This is a genomic window from Mycolicibacterium nivoides (assembly GCF_003855255.1).
Lineage (GTDB): Bacteria > Actinomycetota > Actinomycetes > Mycobacteriales > Mycobacteriaceae > Mycobacterium > Mycobacterium nivoides.
In genome coordinates this window covers 800,456-818,347 of the sequence record NZ_CP034072.1, presented here as the reverse complement: position 1 = coordinate 818,347, position 17,892 = coordinate 800,456, and the positions used below count along the sequence as shown (strand labels likewise).

Here is a 17,892-nt window from a genome sequence, read left to right as displayed (position 1 = left end):
ACGGGTACTCCAATTGCCCACGGAGGCAACAGTTAAGTCGAACTGAACAGTCGGCTTAAAGTTCTTAAAGGTGCGAATGATTGCTCCACCCGCGGCGCCACCTTAGCGTTCGACCGGTGTTGAACTTCACCCTGCGGCGGATCGGGCAGTCGATCATCGTGATCGTATTGGCCTACACTGCAGTGTTTTTCGTACTCAATGTGCTGCCGGGAGACCCGATCGAGCAGCAGATCTCCAATCCTGAGAACCCGATCTCCGACCAGGATGCGCAGATGCTGCGTGACTATTACCGGCTCGGCGAACCGGCGATCGTGCAGTTCGGCGTATCGGTGGAGCGGTTGTTCACCGGGGATCTCGGATACTCGCTCAACAGCGGACAATCCGTGGCGCGACTGATGGCGCACGCACTGCCCTCGACGTTGGCCCTGGCCGGTGTGGCGTTCGTGCTGGCCGCACTGCTCGGCTTCGCCATCGCCTTGGCCGCGGTGTTCGCGCCTTGGTCACCGGTGCGTGAGTTCGCGCGGGTTCTGCCGCCGGCATTCCTGTCCATTCCGGTGTTCGTCACCGGACTCGTGGCTCTGCAATGGCTGTCGTTCAGCCTCGGATGGGTATCGGCCGTCCGCGACGAGGGAATGCGGTCGACAGTCCTGGCCGCGCTGCCACTGGCGCTTCCGGTTGCCGCGCCGATCGCCCAGGTGCTGATCCAAGGCCTGAGCAACGCGGCCGCGCAGCCATATGTGGAAGTGCTGCGCGCCAAAGGGCTCGACGACGGGCGCATCATCTTCGGCCATCTGGTCAAGAACGGCTCGATTCCCACCGTCACGATCGTGGCCATCACGGTCGGTGAACTGCTGGCCGGATCGGTCATCACCGAAACGATCTTCAACCGCACCGGAATCGGCTATCTCACCGAAACCGCGGTCCGCAACCAGGACACACCGATCATCCAGGCGGTGGTCATCACGGTGTCGGTCACGTTCGTCCTGGTCAATCTCGTGGTGGACGTCATCTACCCGCTGATCGACCCACGCATCGACAGATCGACCACTACGAGAGGCGCGCTGGTACCCGCATGATCCTGACCGACGCACCGTCCGCGGTGCCCCTTCCCAGGCTGCCCCGCCGGGTCAGCGTCAATCCGTGGGACGTCCCACCGGTTTTGCTGCTGCTGCTGGTCGCCGCGATGATCGTCGCACCTACGGCGATCGCCCCCTACGATCCGCTCCAGGAGAATCCGGATCTGCCGCTGGCCGGTCCGAGTCTCTCGCACCCGTTCGGCACCGACTACATCGGCCGCGACCTGCTCAGCCGGGTGATCGCCGGCACCGGCGCCACCATCGCCGGGTCGTTCATCGCCGTGGTGATCGGACTGCTCGTTGGAACGGTTCTCGGGTTGCTTGCGGCCTACTTCGGCCGCATCACCGACAGCATCATCGGCCGGATCATCGATGTGCTGCTGTCCATCCCGACACTGCTGCTCTCGATAACCATCATCGTGGCCCTCGGCTTCGGCACGGTGAATGCCGCCATCGCCGTGGGGATCTCATCCATCGCCGTATTCGCCCGACTGGCGCGATCCGAGGTGCTGGCGGTGCGAAACCTGCCTTTCGTGGAAGCCAGCGCACACCTGGGCGCCGGGCATCTCACCCTGTTGTTCCGGCACATCCTGCCCAATTCCTACTCCTCCGTGCTGGCCCTGGCTGCGCTGCAGTTCGGCGCCGCGATCCTGGCGATCGCGTCACTGAGCTTCCTGGGCTACGGCGCGCAACCGCCCGAACCCGAATGGGGACTGCTCATCTCGGAGGGACGCAACTACATCAACTCCGCGCCGGGCCTCGTGTTCTTTCCGGCAGTGGCGATCGTGTTGACCGTGATGAGTCTGTCGCGGCTCGCCCATATCATCCGAGAGAAGGTCGGCTGAGAATGAATTCTCCTGCACTGTTGTCTCTTTCCGGTCTGACCATCGAATATGGTCCGTCAGGCCGGCCGGTGGTCGACGACGTCTCGTTCGATGTCGGGGCGGGCGAGGTGGTGGCCCTGGTCGGTCAGTCCGGATCCGGCAAGTCCACCATCGCCCGCGCCGCGCAAGGCCTGCTGCCCACCAACGGCCGAGTCACCGCCGGAGACATCGCCGTCGAGGGTCGCGTGGTCACGTCACTGTCGCAACGCCGATGGCGCGAACTTCGCGGCAGCACCATCGGTTTCGTTCCACAGGACCCGCTGGGTTCACTCGACCCGCTCAAACCGGTCGGCGACCAGATCGCCGAAGTGCTGCGGGTGCACCGGATCGCCGATCGGGCCGCTGCCCGACGGCGGGCCGTCGAACTGCTCGAGCACGTCGGAATCGCCGACGCGAGCCGCCGGGCCGGTGACTACCCGCACCAGCTCTCCGGCGGGCAGCTGCAGCGCGTGCTGATCGCGATCGCCATCGCCGGCGAACCCCGGCTGCTGATCGCCGACGAGCCCACCTCCGCGCTCGATGTCACCGTGCAGCGACGCATCCTGCAGCTGCTCGACGAGTTGCGCGTCGAACATGGTCTCGGCGTTCTGTTCATCACTCACGACCTCGCGCTGGCCGAGCAGCACAGCGACACCGTGGTGGTGTTGCGCGACGGAGATGTGCGCGAGATCGGCCCCACCGCAAGCGTGCTCACCGCGCCACAGGACGACTACACCAGGCAGCTGATCGCCGCGGCGCCCGCGCTGTCGCCGGACAAGTACGCACACCGACCGACAGCGGGCGCGGCCGCCGAGCCGATCCTGCGGGTGGACCGGCTGGTGAAACGCTATGGCGAGACCCGTGCCCTGGACGCCGTGTCGTTCGAGGTCCGGACCGGGTCGATCCATGCCCTGGTGGGTGAATCCGGCTCGGGCAAGACCACCGCGGCCCGGGTGCTGGCCGGGCTCACCGACTTCGACTCGGGCGAGGTCCGGGTGAACGGATCCCTCCGAGCCGCGCAAACGCCGCTGCGTGCCGCGCAGCAGCGCGCGCAGGCCCGGATATTGCAGTTGGTACACCAGAATCCCCTCGCTGCTCTCGATCCCCGGTTCACCATCGGCGAGGCGATCGCCGAGCCGTTGCGGATCAACCGCATCGGATCCCCTGCTCAGCGTCGTCTCCAGGTCACCGAGGCACTGGACCGGGTCGGGTTGCCCGCCCACCTGGCCGACCGCAAGCCGCGGGAGATCTCCGGTGGCCAGCGCCAGCGGGTGGGTTTGGCCCGAGCCCTCGTGCTGCACCCGGCGATCCTGGTGCTCGACGAGCCGACCTCCGCGCTCGACGTCCACGTGCAGGCACAGGTGGTGGACCTGCTGATCGATCTGCAACAGGAACTGGCACTGACCTATCTGTTCATCTCCCATGACCTCAGCCTGGTCCGCCAGATCGCCGACCAGGTGAGCGTGCTCGAACACGGCAGGCTGATCGAAACCGGACCCACGACAGACGTTTTCACCGCTCCCTCAGCGGCCTACACCCGCCGCCTGCTCGACGCGGTCCCCGGCGTCCCGGCGCGTGCGGCGTGACGATCCGACGGGCGGTGGCCGCGATCCTGATCGTCGCCGGCTCGGTGAGCGCCTGCTCCGATGCCCCGTCCCCCACCCGGGCGCCCGGCGCCCGGGGTGGCGACCTGACGTACCTGGACGCCGAGGCGCCTGCCTCCTTGCAGATCCAGGTCAGCTACTGGCAGAACAGCCTGCTCAAGGACCAGATGCTGGACCGCCTGGTCTACCAGGACCCCAAGACGTTCGACTTCGTGCCGTGGATCGCGCAGAAGTGGACTGTCGACCCGTCCAAGCGCATCTACGAGTTCACCATCCGCGACGGAGCCAGCTACAGCAACGGCCAACCGGTCGACGCCGAGTCGGTGCGCCGCAACCTGGAATGGGAAGCGAAAGGAGACAAAGACAAAGGCATCACGCGCAACACCTACTTCCCGGAGGTCGACTCGATCACGGCCGACCCCGCACGCCGCACCGTCCGCGTCGCGCTGCGCAAGCCGTACGCGCCGTTCATCGCGGTGCTGTCGTTGAACACCTCAGGTCTGGTCGCCGACGCCACGATCGACGCCACCAAGGAACAGCAGTCTGTCGTCACCAACCTGATCGGGTCCGGACCGTTCGTCGCGACCTCGGAGATCCCGGACAAGCAGATCGTGCTGTCCAAGCGCCGGGGCTACAACTGGGCACCGGCGACCGCGCCGCACCAGGGCGAGGCGTATCTGGACACCGTCACCGTCATCCCGGTGACCGAGGACAGCGTCCGGGTGGGGGCGTTACGGGCCGGGCAGGCCGACGCCGTCCGCTACTCCCAGCCCCCGGATGAGCGCCTGCTGACCCGGGAGGGCTTCGATGTGCGCGGGCTGCGCACTCCCGGTCTGGCCAACACCCTCGACGTCCGCCAGACCGCTCCTTTCATGCGGGATATCAACGTACGCAAAGCGATCGGCTTCGGAATCGACCGCAACGAGATCCTGCACACCCTCTACACCGACAACTGGAAACCCGCCCAGAACATCGTCACGAAGAACTTCCCCGGCTACACCGATCGCAGTGACGCGGTCCGCTTCGACCCGAACGAGGCGATCCGGAGGCTGGAAGCCTCCGGATGGACCCACGTCAACACCGACGGCTACCGGGTCAAGGACGGCCACGAGTTGGCGGTGAAGATCTATGTGGATGTTTACGACCACACCGCCAAGCCGATGTACGAACTGATCCAGCGGCAATTGCGGCGCATCGGCATCCGGTTGGTCATCCGCCAGACCGACTTCGCCAACTACCCCACCGCCAGCATCGAGGATTCGGTGGGTCTGCGGCGCAACGGCTGGCCCACCGCCGACCCGGTGCGGTTGTGGCAGAACTACGACAGCAAGGGCGGCGATCTGTACGCCCTCGACGGCGCGGACCCGGCGATCGACCGCATGCTGCATGCCCAGATCGAAGCCACCGATCCGGCCGAGCGGCTGAAAGTGCTCGAGGAATACAACAGCTACGTCATCGACAACGCGTACTCCATTCCGCTGCTCGAAGACACCCAGATTTTCGCCGTCGCCCCACGGGTGCGGGGATTCGCAAACGCGGCCAACTCGGTGCCCTGGTTCTACAACGCCTGGATCGACGACACCTCGGCCGCAACCACCGGAAAGGATTGACACCGATGACCACCGACTCGGTACTGACGGCCCGTGCCGTTCCGCGGGGACAACAGCTGCAGGAGGTGCTCGACGCGATCGCCGCCGACTACCGCCGACGCCTGGACGAGGGCGGCCACGAACCACCCGGGCACGGGCTGAGCCTGGTGCGTGAGCATCGACTGGGCGCGGTCCGACTGGCAGGCGAACTCGGCGGCGGTGACTTCACCGTGCCCGAGTTCTTCGAACTGGTCATCAGGCTGGCCCAGGCCGACCCCGACCTGACCCACATCCTGCGGGTGCACTACGCGACAGTCGAGGAACTGCAGCGTGTCCCGGGCAGCCCGGCCAAGGATCGGTGGCTGTCCGTGGTGGCCGAAGGTCACCTGATCGGAGGGGTGAGCTCTGAGCTGACCAGCGCCCGAGTGGGCGGCCAGGCCTATGACACGAAGCTCGTGCGCTCCGCGGACGGGCTGCGGCTGACCGGCCGCAAGTTCTACAGCACCGGCGCCCAGTTCTCCGACTACGTGCGCGCCACCGCCGAGAACGAGAAAGGCGCGCCGGTCGCCGCGGTGATTCCGGCCGACCGGGCCGGCATCGTCCACGCGGACGACTGGGACGGGATCGGCCAACGCCACACAGGTAGCGGGACAACCATATTCGAGGATGTCGCGGTGCACGACGACGAGGTGTTGCCGATCGGCACCAATGTCGGAGTGGACCGGGCGCGCGGCGCGTTGGTGCAGCTGTACCTGCACGCGATCGCGGCCGGAATCCTCAAGACCCTGACCGCCGAGGCCGCGACGCTGGTCCGTGATCGCCACCGCACCTACACCTTTGCCACCACCGACACCCCGTCGGCCGACCCGCAGCTGCTGGAGATCGTCGGTGAGATCGATGCGGTGGCCTACACCGCCGAGGCATTGGTGCTGCGGGCGGCGACCGAGCTGGCCCCGGCCCTCGACACCGCCCGGGTCAGCGGGATCGACGCCCGCCTGGAGGATCAGGGCGCCGTGGCCGCCGCCCGGGTCAAGGTGGCGATCGAACAGCCCGCATTGCGGGCCGCCTCGCGCATCTTCGATGCCGGCGGCGCCTCGTCGGTGCGATCGGCGTCGCATCTGGACCGGCACTGGCGCAATCTTCGAACCCTGTTCTCCCACAACCCGACCGTCTACAAGGCGCGGGTGCTCGGCGATGTCGCGGTCAACGGGGCAAAGCTGCCTGACACCGGCTTCTTCTGATCACGAGCCCTATGCGAGACGAGCCGCTGAGCATTTCTGCTCAGCGGCTCGTTGCGTGTCGCCCGGTCAGCGCGAGGGCAGGCCCAGGCGTTCCAGTTGCTCGCGCAGCCGGTGTCGCCCGGACAGCGAATGCGGGCCGGCCAGCCGGCTCAGCACCCGCTCACTCCAGCTGCCCGACAGACCGTAGCGGTTGTTGTAGACCGCCAGCCGCTCGTCGTAGGCGGGCAGATGCGAATCCGCCGCCTGGGCGTCGTACCGCTCACGGTGCAGCACCGCGTCCTGGGGCAACCGCGGCTTGATTCCCGCGTTCTCTGTCGGGTCGGGAGTACCGACGGCGAGGCCGAAGGTCGCCACGGCGTGTGGCGACAGTCCCAGCTCGGCTGCTACCTCTTCGGGGTGGTTGCGGATCGCCCCGACGAAAACGGTACCCAGCCCCAATGATTCGGCGGCCATCACCGCGTTCTGCGCGGCCAGTGCGGTGTCGACGAAACCGATGATCGTGGTCTCCAGGTAGTCCGCACCATCCAGCGCTGCCCCCGACCGCTGCGCCAGCCGGCGCGCTCGCCCCAGATCGGCCACCCAGACCAGAAACAGCGGTGCCTCGTTGATGAACTGCTGGTTGTTGGCCAGCCTCGCCAGTCGGGCCTTGCGCTGCGGATCGCGGATGGCGATCACGCTCCACGGTTGCAGATTCGAGCTGGTAGCCGCCGACTGGGCGGCGGCGACCAGCGCCGAAAGTTGCTCATCGGTCACCGGTTCCGCGGTGAACCTGCGCACCGACCGATGCGCGAGTTGCAGTGCCAGCGTCTCGCTGTGCACCCCCAGCACCGCGTCGATGTCGCCGTAACGGGCGATGACGGTCACGAAGCCGCCGCCGCTGGAGCCTCTACACCGAGGTGCTCCGGACGGATCGACCGATGGCCGCCGACCTGATCGGCGATGGCCTCCAGTCGACCCAGGTGTTCCGCACCGAGCTCCACCGTGAGCGCTCCGAGGTTCTCCCGGAGGAACTCCGGATGGCGAGTTCCGGGGATCGGCACTACATCCTGACCACGCGAGAGCACCCAGGCCAGCGCGACCTGGCTGGGCCGGGCACCGATCTGAGCCGCGATCTCGGTCACGGTGTCGGCCAGCGCCCGGTTGTGGTCGAACACGTCGGCACCGAAACGCGGATGACGGCTCTGCACCCCCTTGATGTCCTCGGCGCTGCGCACGCTCCCGGTCAGCCAACCGCGTCCCAACGGCGAGTAGGGCACGATGCCGATGCCGAGTTCGCGGGCGACCGGCACGGTATCGACCTCGATATCCCTGGTGAACAACGACCATTCGTTCTGGATCGCGGCGATCGGATGGACGGCGTGGGCGCGGCGCAGGGTCTGCGGACCGGGTTCGGACAGGCCGATGTGGCGTACCTTGCCCGCCGCAACCAGTTCCGCCAATGCCCCGACGGTGTCTTCGATGGGCACCTCGGGATCGACGCGGTGCTGGTAATACAGATCGATGTGGTCCACCCCGAGGCGGCGCAGCGAACCCTCGATCGCGGTGCGGACGTATTCGGGCCGACCGTCCAGGGCACGCGCGTCGGGGTTGGAGTCGCGATCCAGCGCGTTACCGAACTTCGTGGCGATGGTCAGCGCATCACGCCGGCCCCGGATTGCCTTACCCAGCAGGATCTCGCTGAACTCGGGGCCGTACACGTCGGCGGTATCGAACAGCGTGACACCCAGGTCGATCGCCTCGGCGACCAATTCGGTCGCCTGCTTCTCGTCCTCGGCGCCGGCTGAGGTCCGAAAGCTCATGAACCCCAGCCCGATTGCCGATACTTCCGGCCCGCCGGTGCCCAGCCGCCGGTGCTCGATCGGTGGTTGTGCCTCTGTCATCAGTTGTCTTCTTTCTTAGGATCCGAAAAAGGGTTCACCGGAAACGGATTCGGAGACTCGTCCGTCGACGCCTGTGGGGACATCTCCCTCGAGGGTGACGCGGTAGAGCACCCGGTCGTAGTCGAGGTGGCCGGCGTCGGCGATCGCCAGGTGCGCGGTGGCCCGGTTGTCCCAGAACGCGATGCTGCCCGGAGCCCAACGGAACCGGACCGTGTACTCGGTGCGGGTCGCCTCGTCCCACAGCAGCTTGAGGATGGCCTCACTCTGTGTCGGCGAGTAACCCCGGATCTCGCGGGCACCGCGGGTGAAGCCGGGACTGACGAACAGAGCGCGCTCCCCCGTGACCGGATGCACCCGGACGGCGGGGTGATAGGTCACCAGGTTCGCCTCCCGCACCTTGCGGTCCCGCTGACTGCCGGCCACCGCACGGGCGTTGAACTGATGCTTGATGTCGAGCTTGTCGGCGAAGTCACGGAGCTCCTTGGGCAGGTTCTCGTACGCCGCAACGAGATTGGTCCACGCCGTGTCACCGCCGTAGGGCGGCAGGATGTGCGCGCGCAGGATCGACGCCGCGGGCGGGTTCACCAGTGCGGTGACATCGGTGTGCCAGCTGTTGTCGTACGAGGTGCGCTTGCGGCCCAGATGACGCTCATAGCGGCGGCTGTCGATCGGCAGGATCTCGGGGAACCCCTCCGGCGGCTCCTCCTCGTGCGGATGGGCCGGGGTCACCTTGCCGAAATTCCGTGCGAACGCGATCTGTTCGGCGTGGCCGATCTCCTGATCGCGGAAGAAGATGACTTTGTAGGTGTGCAGGGCGTCGCGGATCTCGTCCACGACGCCGGCCTCCAGCTCGCCGCGCAGGTCGACACCGTGGATCTCGGCGCCGATGTATCCCGCGACCGGCACGATGTCCAGACCGGCGTCGGTGAGAGGGCCGCTTTCCCTGACTTTTTCGGTGAGGTCGGTCATGTGCTGACTCCCTTGTCTTGACTCGGCGTTGGGCTGGCGAGCCGGTGGCCCGGATCTCGCACTCGTTAGCGTCAGCGCGCGGATTGGCTCGAACAACAGTCTTTGGCTACCGGAACAATTCAGAGCCGCTTAATGTCTGGCACGACCGGACAGATCTGATTAACGGATCGCGTAGCGTGCGGCCCTTGATGAGGTCCTCGGGGGCAATCACCATCGCTTACGACTACAACGCATCGGAGGCATACTCACGTGAGTGATCTGGAACGGCGCCGGCTCGGTGACAACGGACCGCAGGTGACCGTCCTCGGTTTCGGAGCCATGGAACTACGTGGAGAACCACACCGGAATCCGAGACCGCTGGACGAGTCGGTGGCCGCAGAGGTGCTCAACACCGTGCTCGACGAAGGCATCAACTTCATCGATACCTCGGTGGACTACGCCCTCAGCGAGGAGCGCATCGGCCGGCATATCGGTGCCCGGCGCGATGAGTACTTCCTGGCTTCCAAAGCGGGATGCCCGCTGGACTTCCAGCCTGACGCCCCGCCTGGACCCCTTCCACACGATTACTCCCCGGCCAACATCCGCGCCGGCGTCGAGCAGAGTCTGCGACGGCTGCGCACCGACCGCCTCGACCTGGTGCAATTGCACATCAGCCCGTCCCTGCAAGTGCTACGGCGTGACGGCGCGGTCGAGACCCTGACCGAGCTGCGTGAGGAAGGCAAGATCCTGTCATTCGGAGTGTCCTCCACGCTCCCCGAGATCGACGATCACCTGCAGATCGACGAGTTCTCGGCGTTCCAGGTGCCGTTCTCGGCCCTCGAACGCGATCTGGAGACTCGTATCCAGATCGCCGGTGACCGCGGCTTCGGCATCATCGTGCGTGGCGGTGTGGCCCAGGCGGGCAAGCGCGAGAAGACCACTGTCGACGGACGTCCGGTCACCTGGGCCGACACCGGCCTCGATGAGCTTCGCGACCAAGACAGCCAGCAGGGATTCCTGCTGCGGTATGCGATCACGACTCCGGGCGTTACGACAGTCATCGCCGGAACGGCCGACCCGGACCATGTGCGACAGAACGCGGTTGCCGCGCGCCGGGGTCCGCTCCCGGCCGATGTGTATGCCGAGGCCCGGCGTCGCCTTGATGACGCGGGAATTACAACCGCGGTGATTCCTGCCGACAGTCCCGTGTAAAGCCCTGCTCAGGGCCATTGTCAGGACCCGCGGTTGGCGCAACGCCGATGCGTCCACCCGGGTCCTTCTGCCATCATCGACTCTGTGAATTCGACGGACTTCACCACTTCGCTACACGTCGATCTCATGCGCGACTGTAGCGCGATCTGTTGTCGCTGAAGCAGCTCCGGGCCGCTGCCCGTCGCGCTGTCCCACAGCCACCATCGACAAACACCGATCGACGCCGCTGCCGTCCGTGGGGTGTCAGCCGCATATTCGTACCGAGCTGATGAGGTCCACCATGTCTCTCCTGCCTACCGCCGCCCATCGCAGTACCGGGGGTGTCTGATGCTGGACCTCCGCCGGATGATGCTCTTGTCCGATCTGGCCGACCTGGGCTCGGTGACCGCCGTAGCCGAGCGGCGCAGCATCACCAGTTCTGCTGTATCCCAACAACTTCGCGTGCTCGAAGAAGAAGCAGGAGCCGTGCTCTTCCGACGGGACGGCCGGACTCTCGGTTTGACCCGCAGCGGCCAGGTCCTCGCCGAGCATGTCCGCCGAGTTCTCGTCGCCGTCGACGAGGCCATGAGCGCGGTGGCCGAAACCCGGGACCGGGTGTCCGGGCAGGTCGCCATCGCCACGTTCAACATGGGCATTCCGACCCTGGCCGTGCCCCTGATGCAGCGCCTCAGCACCGAGGAGCCGAACCTGCGTGTACAGGTTCAACAGGACACGAGCGCGGCAGCGCTGCGGTTACTCCGCCAGGGCGAGGTTGACGTCGCGATCACCTGCCAGTACGACTTCCTCGGCGCGGAATCGACCGGCGGACTCACCACCGTGCCGCTGTTGTTCGAGCCGCTCGTGCTGTTGGCTCCCACCCATTCGCATCTGAGAATCCGCAAGCAGGGCCTGTCAGCGCTCGCCGATGGGTTCTGGGTTACCGGTCCGCAGAATTCGGGGCTGGGGATCGCCGCCATACATGCCTGCGAGAGCGCCGGTTTCACGCCACAGGTCAAGCACCGGCTGATCGGGGCACAGAACATCTGCGAGCTGGCGGCAACCGAGATCGCGTCGGCGATCGTGCCCCGGCTGTCGGTCCCTGCCAACCTGGAAAGCCTGGTCGTCGGAGGTATCGAGCTCGGCGGGCGGGCCATCAGCGCCGTCGTCCGCGCCGGCCGGCAGCGCGATCCGAACATCGGGCTGATCCTGCGCACACTGCGGGCGATCGCAGACCAGGCCCTACCCGGGCAGCCCTCCGAATCGCTCGGTGTCGCATCGTGACGCCCGGACGTCGCAGTTCGGCTTCAGCATTCCCGTAGCGCGGGTTTGCAGATTAATCCGGGCGGTGCGGATACGTTGCGACCTGATACATCAACAGATTTCGCACACACCCAGGAGGCCAGGTAGGTGAGCGCTCGTCAACTGCACCTGAACGCGTTCCTCATGAGCACGGGTCACCATGAGGCGTCGTGGCGCCTGCCCGAAAGCAATCCGTTCGCGGCAACGGACGTCAACCACTACGCCGAACTGGCCAGGACCGCCGAACGTGGCACCTTCGACTCGCTGTTCCTGGCCGACAGCCCCCAACTCAACGGCGACGTGGGCCGCCGTCCGCTCGGGGTGCTCGAGCCGTTGACGTTGTTGACGGCGCTGGTGGCGGTCACCGAACGAATCGGACTCATCGCCACCGCGTCAACCTCGTACAACTCGCCCTATAACCTGGCCCGCCGCTTCGCGTCGCTGGATCACGTCAGCGGCGGGCGCGCCGGCTGGAACATCGTCACCACCGCCACCGTGGACGCGGCCCGCAATTTCGGTCTCGACGAGCTACCCGACCACACGTCACGCTATGCGCGCGCCGACGAGTTCGTCCAGGTTGCCCAGAAGCTCTGGGACAGCTGGCAAGACGACGCAGTGGTCGCGGACAAAGCCGCCGGCGTGTGGGGGGATCGATCAAAGATCCACCCACCCGCTCACCGCGGTGAGCACTTCTCCGTGGAGGGCCCGCTGAACATCCCACGGTCCCCGCAGGGTTATCCCCTACTGGTCCAGGCCGGCTCGTCCGAGGACGGCAAGGCACTGGCAGCCCGCTACGCCGAGGCGGTGTTCACCGCGCAACAGACCTTCGAGGAGGCGCGAGCGTTCTACACCGAACTCAAGGCTCGCACCATCGCCGGGGGTCGCGACCCGGACACGATCAAGATCCTGCCGGGCATCGTCCCGGTCATCGGCAGCACCGAAGCCGAGGCCGCCGCCAAAGACCGTGAACTCGACGAGGCCATCGTCCCGGAGTACGCGCACCGACAGCTCGCCTCGACCCTGCGGATACCGCTGGAACGACTGGAACTCGATCGCGAGTTGCCCGACGATCTGCTGCCCGAAGACGCCATCGAAGGCGCCAAGAGCCGCTACACGCTCATCGTCGAACTGGCCCGGCGCGAACGTCTCACCGTACGCCAGTTGATCGGCCGCCTCGGCGGGGGCCGCGGGCACCGCACGTTCACCGGCACCCCGGAGCAGGTGGCCGAAACCATCGAGGCGTGGTTCCGCGGTGGTGTCGCCGACGGTTTCAACATCATGCCGCCAACACTGCCGTCCAGCCTTGAGCTGTTCGTCGACCACGTGGTGCCGATCCTGCGGGCCCGCGGTCTGTTCCGCACCGAATACACCGCAACCACGCTGCGCGGCCACTACGGGTTGGCCCGGCCGGCCAACTCTCACCTGCTCACGGAGGCGATACTTCGATGACCACTCAGGACCTCGACATCACCACGGCCGATCTCGCCGCCCAGGAGTCTCTACGTCTGCTCGGGCTCGACGGCAACAACTGGATCGCACCGCGGGACGACGTGGACCACGATGTGGCGATCATCGGCGCCGGCCAGAGCGGTATCACCACCGCGCATGCGCTGTTGCGTGCGGGAGTGGCCAATGTGACGGTGATCGATTCCGGTCGGCAGGATGCCGATCTGGCCTGGCAGTCCCGGGCCAGGATGCGCACCCTGCGGACCGCCAAATCGATCTCGGGACCCGAGCTCGGCAATCCTGCGCTCAGCTTCCGCGCCTGGTACGAAAGCAACCGCGGCGCAAATGCTTTCGATGACATCGATCGGATCCCGACATCGGATTGGGCAGACTACCTGAGCTGGTTTCGGGCGCAGACCGGGATAGCGGTGCGCCGGGGGATCCGGGTCACCGACATCGCACCCGGCAACACCGGCCTTCGGCTGACCCTGGAGCAGGACGGACGCCGGTGGACCGAGCACACCCGCAAGCTGGTTCTGGCCGGTGGCGTCTCGGGCACCGGAGGGCCGCACGTCCCCGCCGAGCTACGGACACTCTCGAACCGGCTGTGGGCGCACACCGCGGACCTGATCGACTTCGATGCTCTGCACGGGAAGACCGTTGCCGTCCTCGGAGCGGCGGCGTCGGCCTACGATGCGGCCGCCACCGCCCTGGAGGCCGGTGCGGCCGAGGTGCATGTGTACACGCGCCGACCTGCCGTCGTGGTCGCCAATCTCGCCAACCGCCCCAACCCGCTGGTTCAGGACGTGTTTCATCTGCTCAGCGATGCCGAACGGTGGGAGCAACGGGTCAGGGCGGCCCGGCAGGGGGCCAACGTGCCCGAAGACTCTGTTGCCCGCGCCGCCGCCTTTCCCAACTATCACCTGCATGTTTCGGCGCCCTGGTCGTCGGCGTCCGAGCAGGGCGGCAGGGTCCTGGTCGAGGCGGGCGACGGGGCGCGGACGTTCGACTTCGTCATCGCCGGTACCGGCTACCAGCAAGATCCGGCCACCCGTCCCGAACTGGCCACAATCGCGCCCTACATCGCGCGCTGGCAAGACGTATACCCCGCCCCGCCCGGGCTGGAGAACGAGATCCTCGGCCTGGCACCCTATCTGGGCCCGGGCTACCAACTCGCCGAGAAGGAGCTGGGATCGGCACCGTGGTTGGCCGATATCCACGTGTTCAGCATCGGCGCCAACGTCAGCTTCGGGCGACCGGTCGGCGACATCCCGAGCCTGCGGATCGGGGTTCCGCGCCTGGCCGAGGCGATCACCCGCGATCTGGTGCTGGCCGACCTGCGTGCCGCCGGGGATCCCCGATGACACTCCCCACGGAACCACTCAGTGCGACCGATCGCGAATTCCTCTGGTATATACCGAATACCGTCGACCCCGGCCACCGCGGAGACGACACCGTCGAGGGCTGGGGCACCCTGGACTACTCCGTGGATCTGGCCCTGCGTGCCGAGCGACACGGGTGGGGCGGTGCGCTCATCGGCACCGGATGGGGCCGACCGGACACGTTCACCGTGGCGACCGCAGTCGCCGCGCGGACCACGGCATTCACCCCACTGGTCGCGGTTCGACCCGGCTATTGGCACCCCGCCCACTTCGCCAGTGCGGCAGCCACCCTCGACCAGCTCAGTGGCGGTCGTCTGTTCATCAACATCGTCAGCGGCACCGACAATCTTGCGGCCTACGGGGACGGCGAGTTCGACAAGTCCCGGCGCTACGACCGAACCCGGGAATTCCTGCAGGTGGTGCGCCGGCTCTGGCGCGACGAAGACGTCACCTATTCCGGTGAGCACTTCCATGTCGAGCATTCGACCGTGGCTCCGCGAACATTCGGCGCCGAGCGTGGACGCCATCCCAGGCTGTACTTCGGCGGAGCTTCTGCGGCGGCCGAGGAGGTCGCCGCGGCCGAAGCCGACGTGCAACTGTTCTGGGGTGAACCCCTCGACGGGATCGCCGAGCGGATCGACCGGCTCACAACGTTGTCCGACAAGCTCGACCGGGCACATCCCCCGCTGGAATTCGGATTGCGGGTGACCACCCTGATCCGGGACAGCTCCGCGGAGGCATGGCGCGCCGCCGAGGCCAAGATCGCGTCCATCGCGGGCAAACCGGACCTGCACGGGTACGGGCAGGGCCCCGCGGTAGGGCAACAGCGCCTGCTCGACCTCGCGAATCGTGGCGAAGTGCTCGACTCGTGTCTGTACACCACCCCCGGCCGCTACGGCGGGGGTGGCGCGGGCACGACTTGGCTGGTCGGTTCGGCCGCCGAGGTCGCCGCCGCCCTCGCGCGCTATGCCGACCTCGGCATCCGGCATTTCGTCCTGTCCGACACCCCCTACCGGTCCGAGGTCGCCCGGGTCGGCGATCAACTGCTGCCGTTGTTGCGCAATCCGGCGCCATTGGCGTACTGAGCAACCCAGAATCGAGGCTCCCCGATGGCGACACCTCTGACCCGCCCGGTGGTGGTGTACGGCGTAGGGGCCATCGGCGGCGTGATCGCCGCCCGGCTACGGCTGGCCGGATTCGAGGTGACCGCAGTGGCCCGCGGTGCGCACCTCGAAGCGATCCGCGCCGGCGGTCTCACACTGGTGACGCAGGCCGGCGCCGATGCCGTGGACCTGTCGGTCGCGGCCCACGCCGGCCAGGTCGACTGGTCCGACGACCCGGTGGTGATTCTGGCCGTCAAGAGCCACCAGACCGCTGCGGCCCTGGAGGATCTCAGCGCCCACGCGCCCGCGGCCACGCGGGTGTTCGTTGCCCAGAACGGAGTGGCCAACGAGGCTGCGGTGCTGCGGAGGTTCGCTCACGTGTACGGCATCACCGTGATGCTCCCGGCCGCCCATCTGGAACCGGGAGTAGTTGTGCAACAGAGCTATCCGGTGGCGGGAATTCTCGACCTGGGCGCCTACCCGAGAGGGCACGACCAGCAGGCGGACCTCGTTGCGGCCACCCTGCGTGCCGCCGGCTTCCATTCCCGGGTCCGCGACGATGTGATGGCGTGGAAGCACCGCAAGCTCATCGCGAATCTCGGCAACGGTGTGGCTGCCGTGTACTGTCCCGGCCCCCAGGCCGACGAACTGGTCGCGCGCGCACGTAACGAGGCCGAACAGGTCCTCACAGCGGCCCGGATCCCTTTCGTGACCGCCGAACAGGACGCGCAACGTCGTGGCGATCTGCTGCAGGGCCGGGTTCACGACGACTACTTCAGCTCCACCTGGCAGAGTGTGGCCCGCGGGCACAGCCAGGTCGAAACGGACTGGTTCAACGGCGAAATCGTCTTGCAGGCCCGCCTTCACGGTCGGCAGGCACCGGTAAACGAGCTGATCCAACGCGTCACCGCCGAACACGCCAGGGTCGGCCGCCCAGTGCGTTCCCTGGATGCCGCGGCGGCACTCGCCAAGCTCGGGGCCGATTCCAGCACGCCCGCCGCCGCGTCGGTCTGACCCACCAGGCTTGCGCACGGCCCCACCGTGTGCCATCCCCGATGTAGCTGAGCTTAACCGTTCTGGTAGCCGATATTCCTTGTCGCGCAGCGTTATCCGCTTGACCATGAACCAACGCAATCCGTCAGCCCAGGGAAGGTACCTCATGCTCGATTCGCGGAGCAAGATACCCAGTCGATTCCGCCGCGGCGCCGTCACCCTCATCGCGGTGGCATTCGCGGCGACCGCGTTCGCCGGGTGTTCATCGGGCGGTTCCTCCGACCTGGCGCAGGATGACAAGGTTGTTCCCGCCGACCCCAGCAACCCGGTCCATTTCAAGTGGTCCGAAGATCCCAAGGCGCCGTCGCTGGTGAAGATCGCCGACGAATTCGGTCTGTGGGACAAAGCCAGCATCCGTCCCGAGTATGTGGGTGCGGTGGATTCCGGCCAGCTGCCCGCCCTGCTCGGGACGGGTGACATCACGTTCGCGTCGTTCATGTTCAACCGCTCGTTGTCGGCCGTGGCGGCCGGGGTCGACCTGAAGGTCATCGCCTCGCGCACCTACACGACCAAGGACGGGCCGCACATGGAGTACTTCGTACGCAAGGACTCCGATCTCGACGAGACCAACCTCAAGCAGTTGGAAGGGAAAACGGTCGGGCTGGCGTCGCTCAAGGGCTGCGCCGAGTTCATCCTCAAGGACTACCTCGTCAAGAACGGGGTGGACATAGACAAGGTCAAGTTTCTGACCCAGTCCGAAAGCCTTCTGCCGCAGTCACTTCAGCAGGGCGGCGTCGACCTTGCGGTGATCCATCCGCCGCTCAACGGCGTGCTGCGCACCGATCCCGACGTCAAGGTGGCGTTCTCCGACTTCAACAATTCCGGAAACGACGGCGGGCTGGCTCCGATCAGTGCCAGTGGCAAGTTCATCCGCAAATATCCCGAGCAGACCCGCGAGTTCATCGGGATTCTGGCCAAGGTGGCCAACTGGGGCAACGCCCATCCTGAGGAGTACCGCGACATCGTCGCCAAGCTCACCGGTCTGCCCAAGGAGCAGATCACCAAGTACTACTACGCGAACAATCTGATCCTCGACAAGGAACAGACCGGCTTCTGGTGGGGCCTGGCCGAACGCGTCGGAACCCTCACTCCCGAAGAATCCAAGCTCAAGCCGGAAGACATCGCCACCAACGAATTCAACCCGTACGCAAAATCTCCCGCCCTGATCGATTCCCAGGCCGACAACACCGAGATCCTGACCGACGGGGAGATCTGAC

The 17,892-nt window shown here is 66.6% G+C and carries 15 protein-coding genes; 12 read left to right on the top strand and 3 right to left on the bottom strand.

Translation table 11 applies throughout. The features are described 5' to 3' along the window. The first annotated feature begins 116 nt into the window (after window positions 1-116). From EH231_RS04050 to EH231_RS04030, 5 genes are read left to right on the top strand one after another with little or no spacing between them, the layout of a single operon-like run. The gene (locus EH231_RS04050; RefSeq protein WP_241177881.1) at window positions 117-1,076 is read left to right on the top strand and encodes an ABC transporter permease; all 960 of its coding nucleotides are present in this window, start codon (window positions 117-119) and stop codon (window positions 1,074-1,076) included. Then, window positions 1,073-1,921 carry an ABC transporter permease gene (locus EH231_RS04045; protein WP_124711927.1) on the top strand — a complete coding sequence of 283 codons (849 nt, stop codon included), beginning with the start codon at window positions 1,073-1,075 and terminating at the stop codon, window positions 1,919-1,921. The genes EH231_RS04050 and EH231_RS04045 overlap by 4 nt, the downstream gene beginning before the upstream one ends. Before the next feature lie 2 nt (window positions 1,922-1,923). Beyond that, window positions 1,924-3,525, top strand: coding sequence for a dipeptide ABC transporter ATP-binding protein (locus EH231_RS04040; RefSeq protein ID WP_124711926.1), 1,602 nt, complete (start codon window positions 1,924-1,926; stop codon window positions 3,523-3,525). Further along, on the top strand, window positions 3,522-5,153 hold the full coding sequence (locus tag EH231_RS04035; protein WP_124711925.1) for an ABC transporter substrate-binding protein: 1,632 nt from the start codon (window positions 3,522-3,524) through the stop codon (window positions 5,151-5,153). The genes EH231_RS04040 and EH231_RS04035 overlap by 4 nt, the downstream gene beginning before the upstream one ends. Before the next feature lie 5 nt (window positions 5,154-5,158). After that, window positions 5,159-6,373, top strand: coding sequence for an acyl-CoA dehydrogenase family protein (locus tag EH231_RS04030; protein ID WP_124711924.1), 1,215 nt, complete (start codon window positions 5,159-5,161; stop codon window positions 6,371-6,373). Window positions 6,374-6,439: 66 nt separating this feature from the next. On the opposite strand, the gene EH231_RS04025 is transcribed toward EH231_RS04030, so the two are convergent. Genes EH231_RS04025 through EH231_RS04015 form a run of 3 tightly spaced genes read right to left on the bottom strand, consistent with a single transcriptional unit; the run spans window position 6,440 to window position 9,222 of the window. Next, entirely contained in the window at window positions 6,440-7,237 is a 798-nt protein-coding gene (locus EH231_RS04025; RefSeq protein ID WP_124711923.1) for an NADPH-dependent oxidoreductase, read from the bottom strand. Next, window positions 7,234-8,253: an aldo/keto reductase gene (locus tag EH231_RS04020; RefSeq protein WP_124711922.1), complete on the bottom strand. Its 1,020-nt coding sequence runs from the start codon at window positions 8,251-8,253 to the stop codon at window positions 7,234-7,236. The genes EH231_RS04025 and EH231_RS04020 overlap by 4 nt, the downstream gene beginning before the upstream one ends. Before the next feature lie 15 nt (window positions 8,254-8,268). Continuing rightward, complete coding sequence (locus EH231_RS04015; protein ID WP_090425403.1) at window positions 8,269-9,222, bottom strand: TauD/TfdA dioxygenase family protein; 954 nt, start codon at window positions 9,220-9,222, stop codon at window positions 8,269-8,271. 249 nt (window positions 9,223-9,471) lie between these two features. Between EH231_RS04015 and EH231_RS04010 the strand changes: the two genes are divergently transcribed. From EH231_RS04010 to EH231_RS03980, 7 genes are all read left to right on the top strand, one after another. Further along, window positions 9,472-10,413, top strand: a complete 942-nt coding sequence (locus EH231_RS04010) for an aldo/keto reductase (RefSeq protein ID WP_234927123.1) — start codon at window positions 9,472-9,474, stop codon at window positions 10,411-10,413. Window positions 10,414-10,740: 327 nt separating this feature from the next. After that, on the top strand, window positions 10,741-11,673 hold the full coding sequence (locus EH231_RS04005) for a LysR family transcriptional regulator (protein ID WP_090425402.1): 933 nt from the start codon (window positions 10,741-10,743) through the stop codon (window positions 11,671-11,673). Between the two features lie 162 nt (window positions 11,674-11,835). Continuing rightward, a complete protein-coding gene (locus EH231_RS04000; RefSeq protein ID WP_124714168.1) occupies window positions 11,836-13,140 on the top strand; it encodes an LLM class flavin-dependent oxidoreductase in 1,305 nt (434 codons plus the stop codon). Beyond that, window positions 13,137-14,501, top strand: a complete 1,365-nt coding sequence (locus EH231_RS03995; protein WP_124711921.1) for an NAD(P)-binding domain-containing protein — start codon at window positions 13,137-13,139, stop codon at window positions 14,499-14,501. Before EH231_RS04000 ends, EH231_RS03995 begins: the two co-directional genes overlap by 4 nt. Beyond that, window positions 14,498-15,604, top strand: a complete 1,107-nt coding sequence (locus tag EH231_RS03990; RefSeq protein ID WP_090425400.1) for an LLM class flavin-dependent oxidoreductase — start codon at window positions 14,498-14,500, stop codon at window positions 15,602-15,604. The genes EH231_RS03995 and EH231_RS03990 overlap by 4 nt, the downstream gene beginning before the upstream one ends. A gap of 24 nt (window positions 15,605-15,628) precedes the next feature. Next, the gene (locus tag EH231_RS03985) at window positions 15,629-16,636 is read left to right on the top strand and encodes a ketopantoate reductase family protein (RefSeq protein ID WP_124711920.1); all 1,008 of its coding nucleotides are present in this window, start codon (window positions 15,629-15,631) and stop codon (window positions 16,634-16,636) included. A 145-nt stretch (window positions 16,637-16,781) separates the two neighbouring features. Further along, window positions 16,782-17,891 carry an ABC transporter substrate-binding protein gene (locus tag EH231_RS03980; protein ID WP_164480763.1) on the top strand — a complete coding sequence of 370 codons (1,110 nt, stop codon included), beginning with the start codon at window positions 16,782-16,784 and terminating at the stop codon, window positions 17,889-17,891. The last annotated feature ends 1 nt before the right edge of the window (window position 17,892 follow it).

Coding starts and splice junctions, on each gene's coding strand:
- EH231_RS04045 (WP_124711927.1), top strand. CDS start 1,073: ATGATCCTGACCGACGCACCGTCCGCGGTGCCCCTTCCCAGGCTGCCC.
- EH231_RS04040 (WP_124711926.1), top strand. CDS start 1,924: ATGAATTCTCCTGCACTGTTGTCTCTTTCCGGTCTGACCATCGAATAT.
- EH231_RS04030 (WP_124711924.1), top strand. CDS start 5,159: ATGACCACCGACTCGGTACTGACGGCCCGTGCCGTTCCGCGGGGACAA.
- EH231_RS04020 (WP_124711922.1), bottom strand. CDS start 8,253: ATGACAGAGGCACAACCACCGATCGAGCACCGGCGGCTGGGCACCGGC.
- EH231_RS04015 (WP_090425403.1), bottom strand. CDS start 9,222: ATGACCGACCTCACCGAAAAAGTCAGGGAAAGCGGCCCTCTCACCGAC.
- EH231_RS04005 (WP_090425402.1), top strand. CDS start 10,741: ATGCTGGACCTCCGCCGGATGATGCTCTTGTCCGATCTGGCCGACCTG.
- EH231_RS04000 (WP_124714168.1), top strand. CDS start 11,836: ATGAGCACGGGTCACCATGAGGCGTCGTGGCGCCTGCCCGAAAGCAAT.
- EH231_RS03995 (WP_124711921.1), top strand. CDS start 13,137: ATGACCACTCAGGACCTCGACATCACCACGGCCGATCTCGCCGCCCAG.
- EH231_RS03990 (WP_090425400.1), top strand. CDS start 14,498: ATGACACTCCCCACGGAACCACTCAGTGCGACCGATCGCGAATTCCTC.
- EH231_RS03985 (WP_124711920.1), top strand. CDS start 15,629: ATGGCGACACCTCTGACCCGCCCGGTGGTGGTGTACGGCGTAGGGGCC.
- EH231_RS03980 (WP_164480763.1), top strand. CDS start 16,782: ATGCTCGATTCGCGGAGCAAGATACCCAGTCGATTCCGCCGCGGCGCC.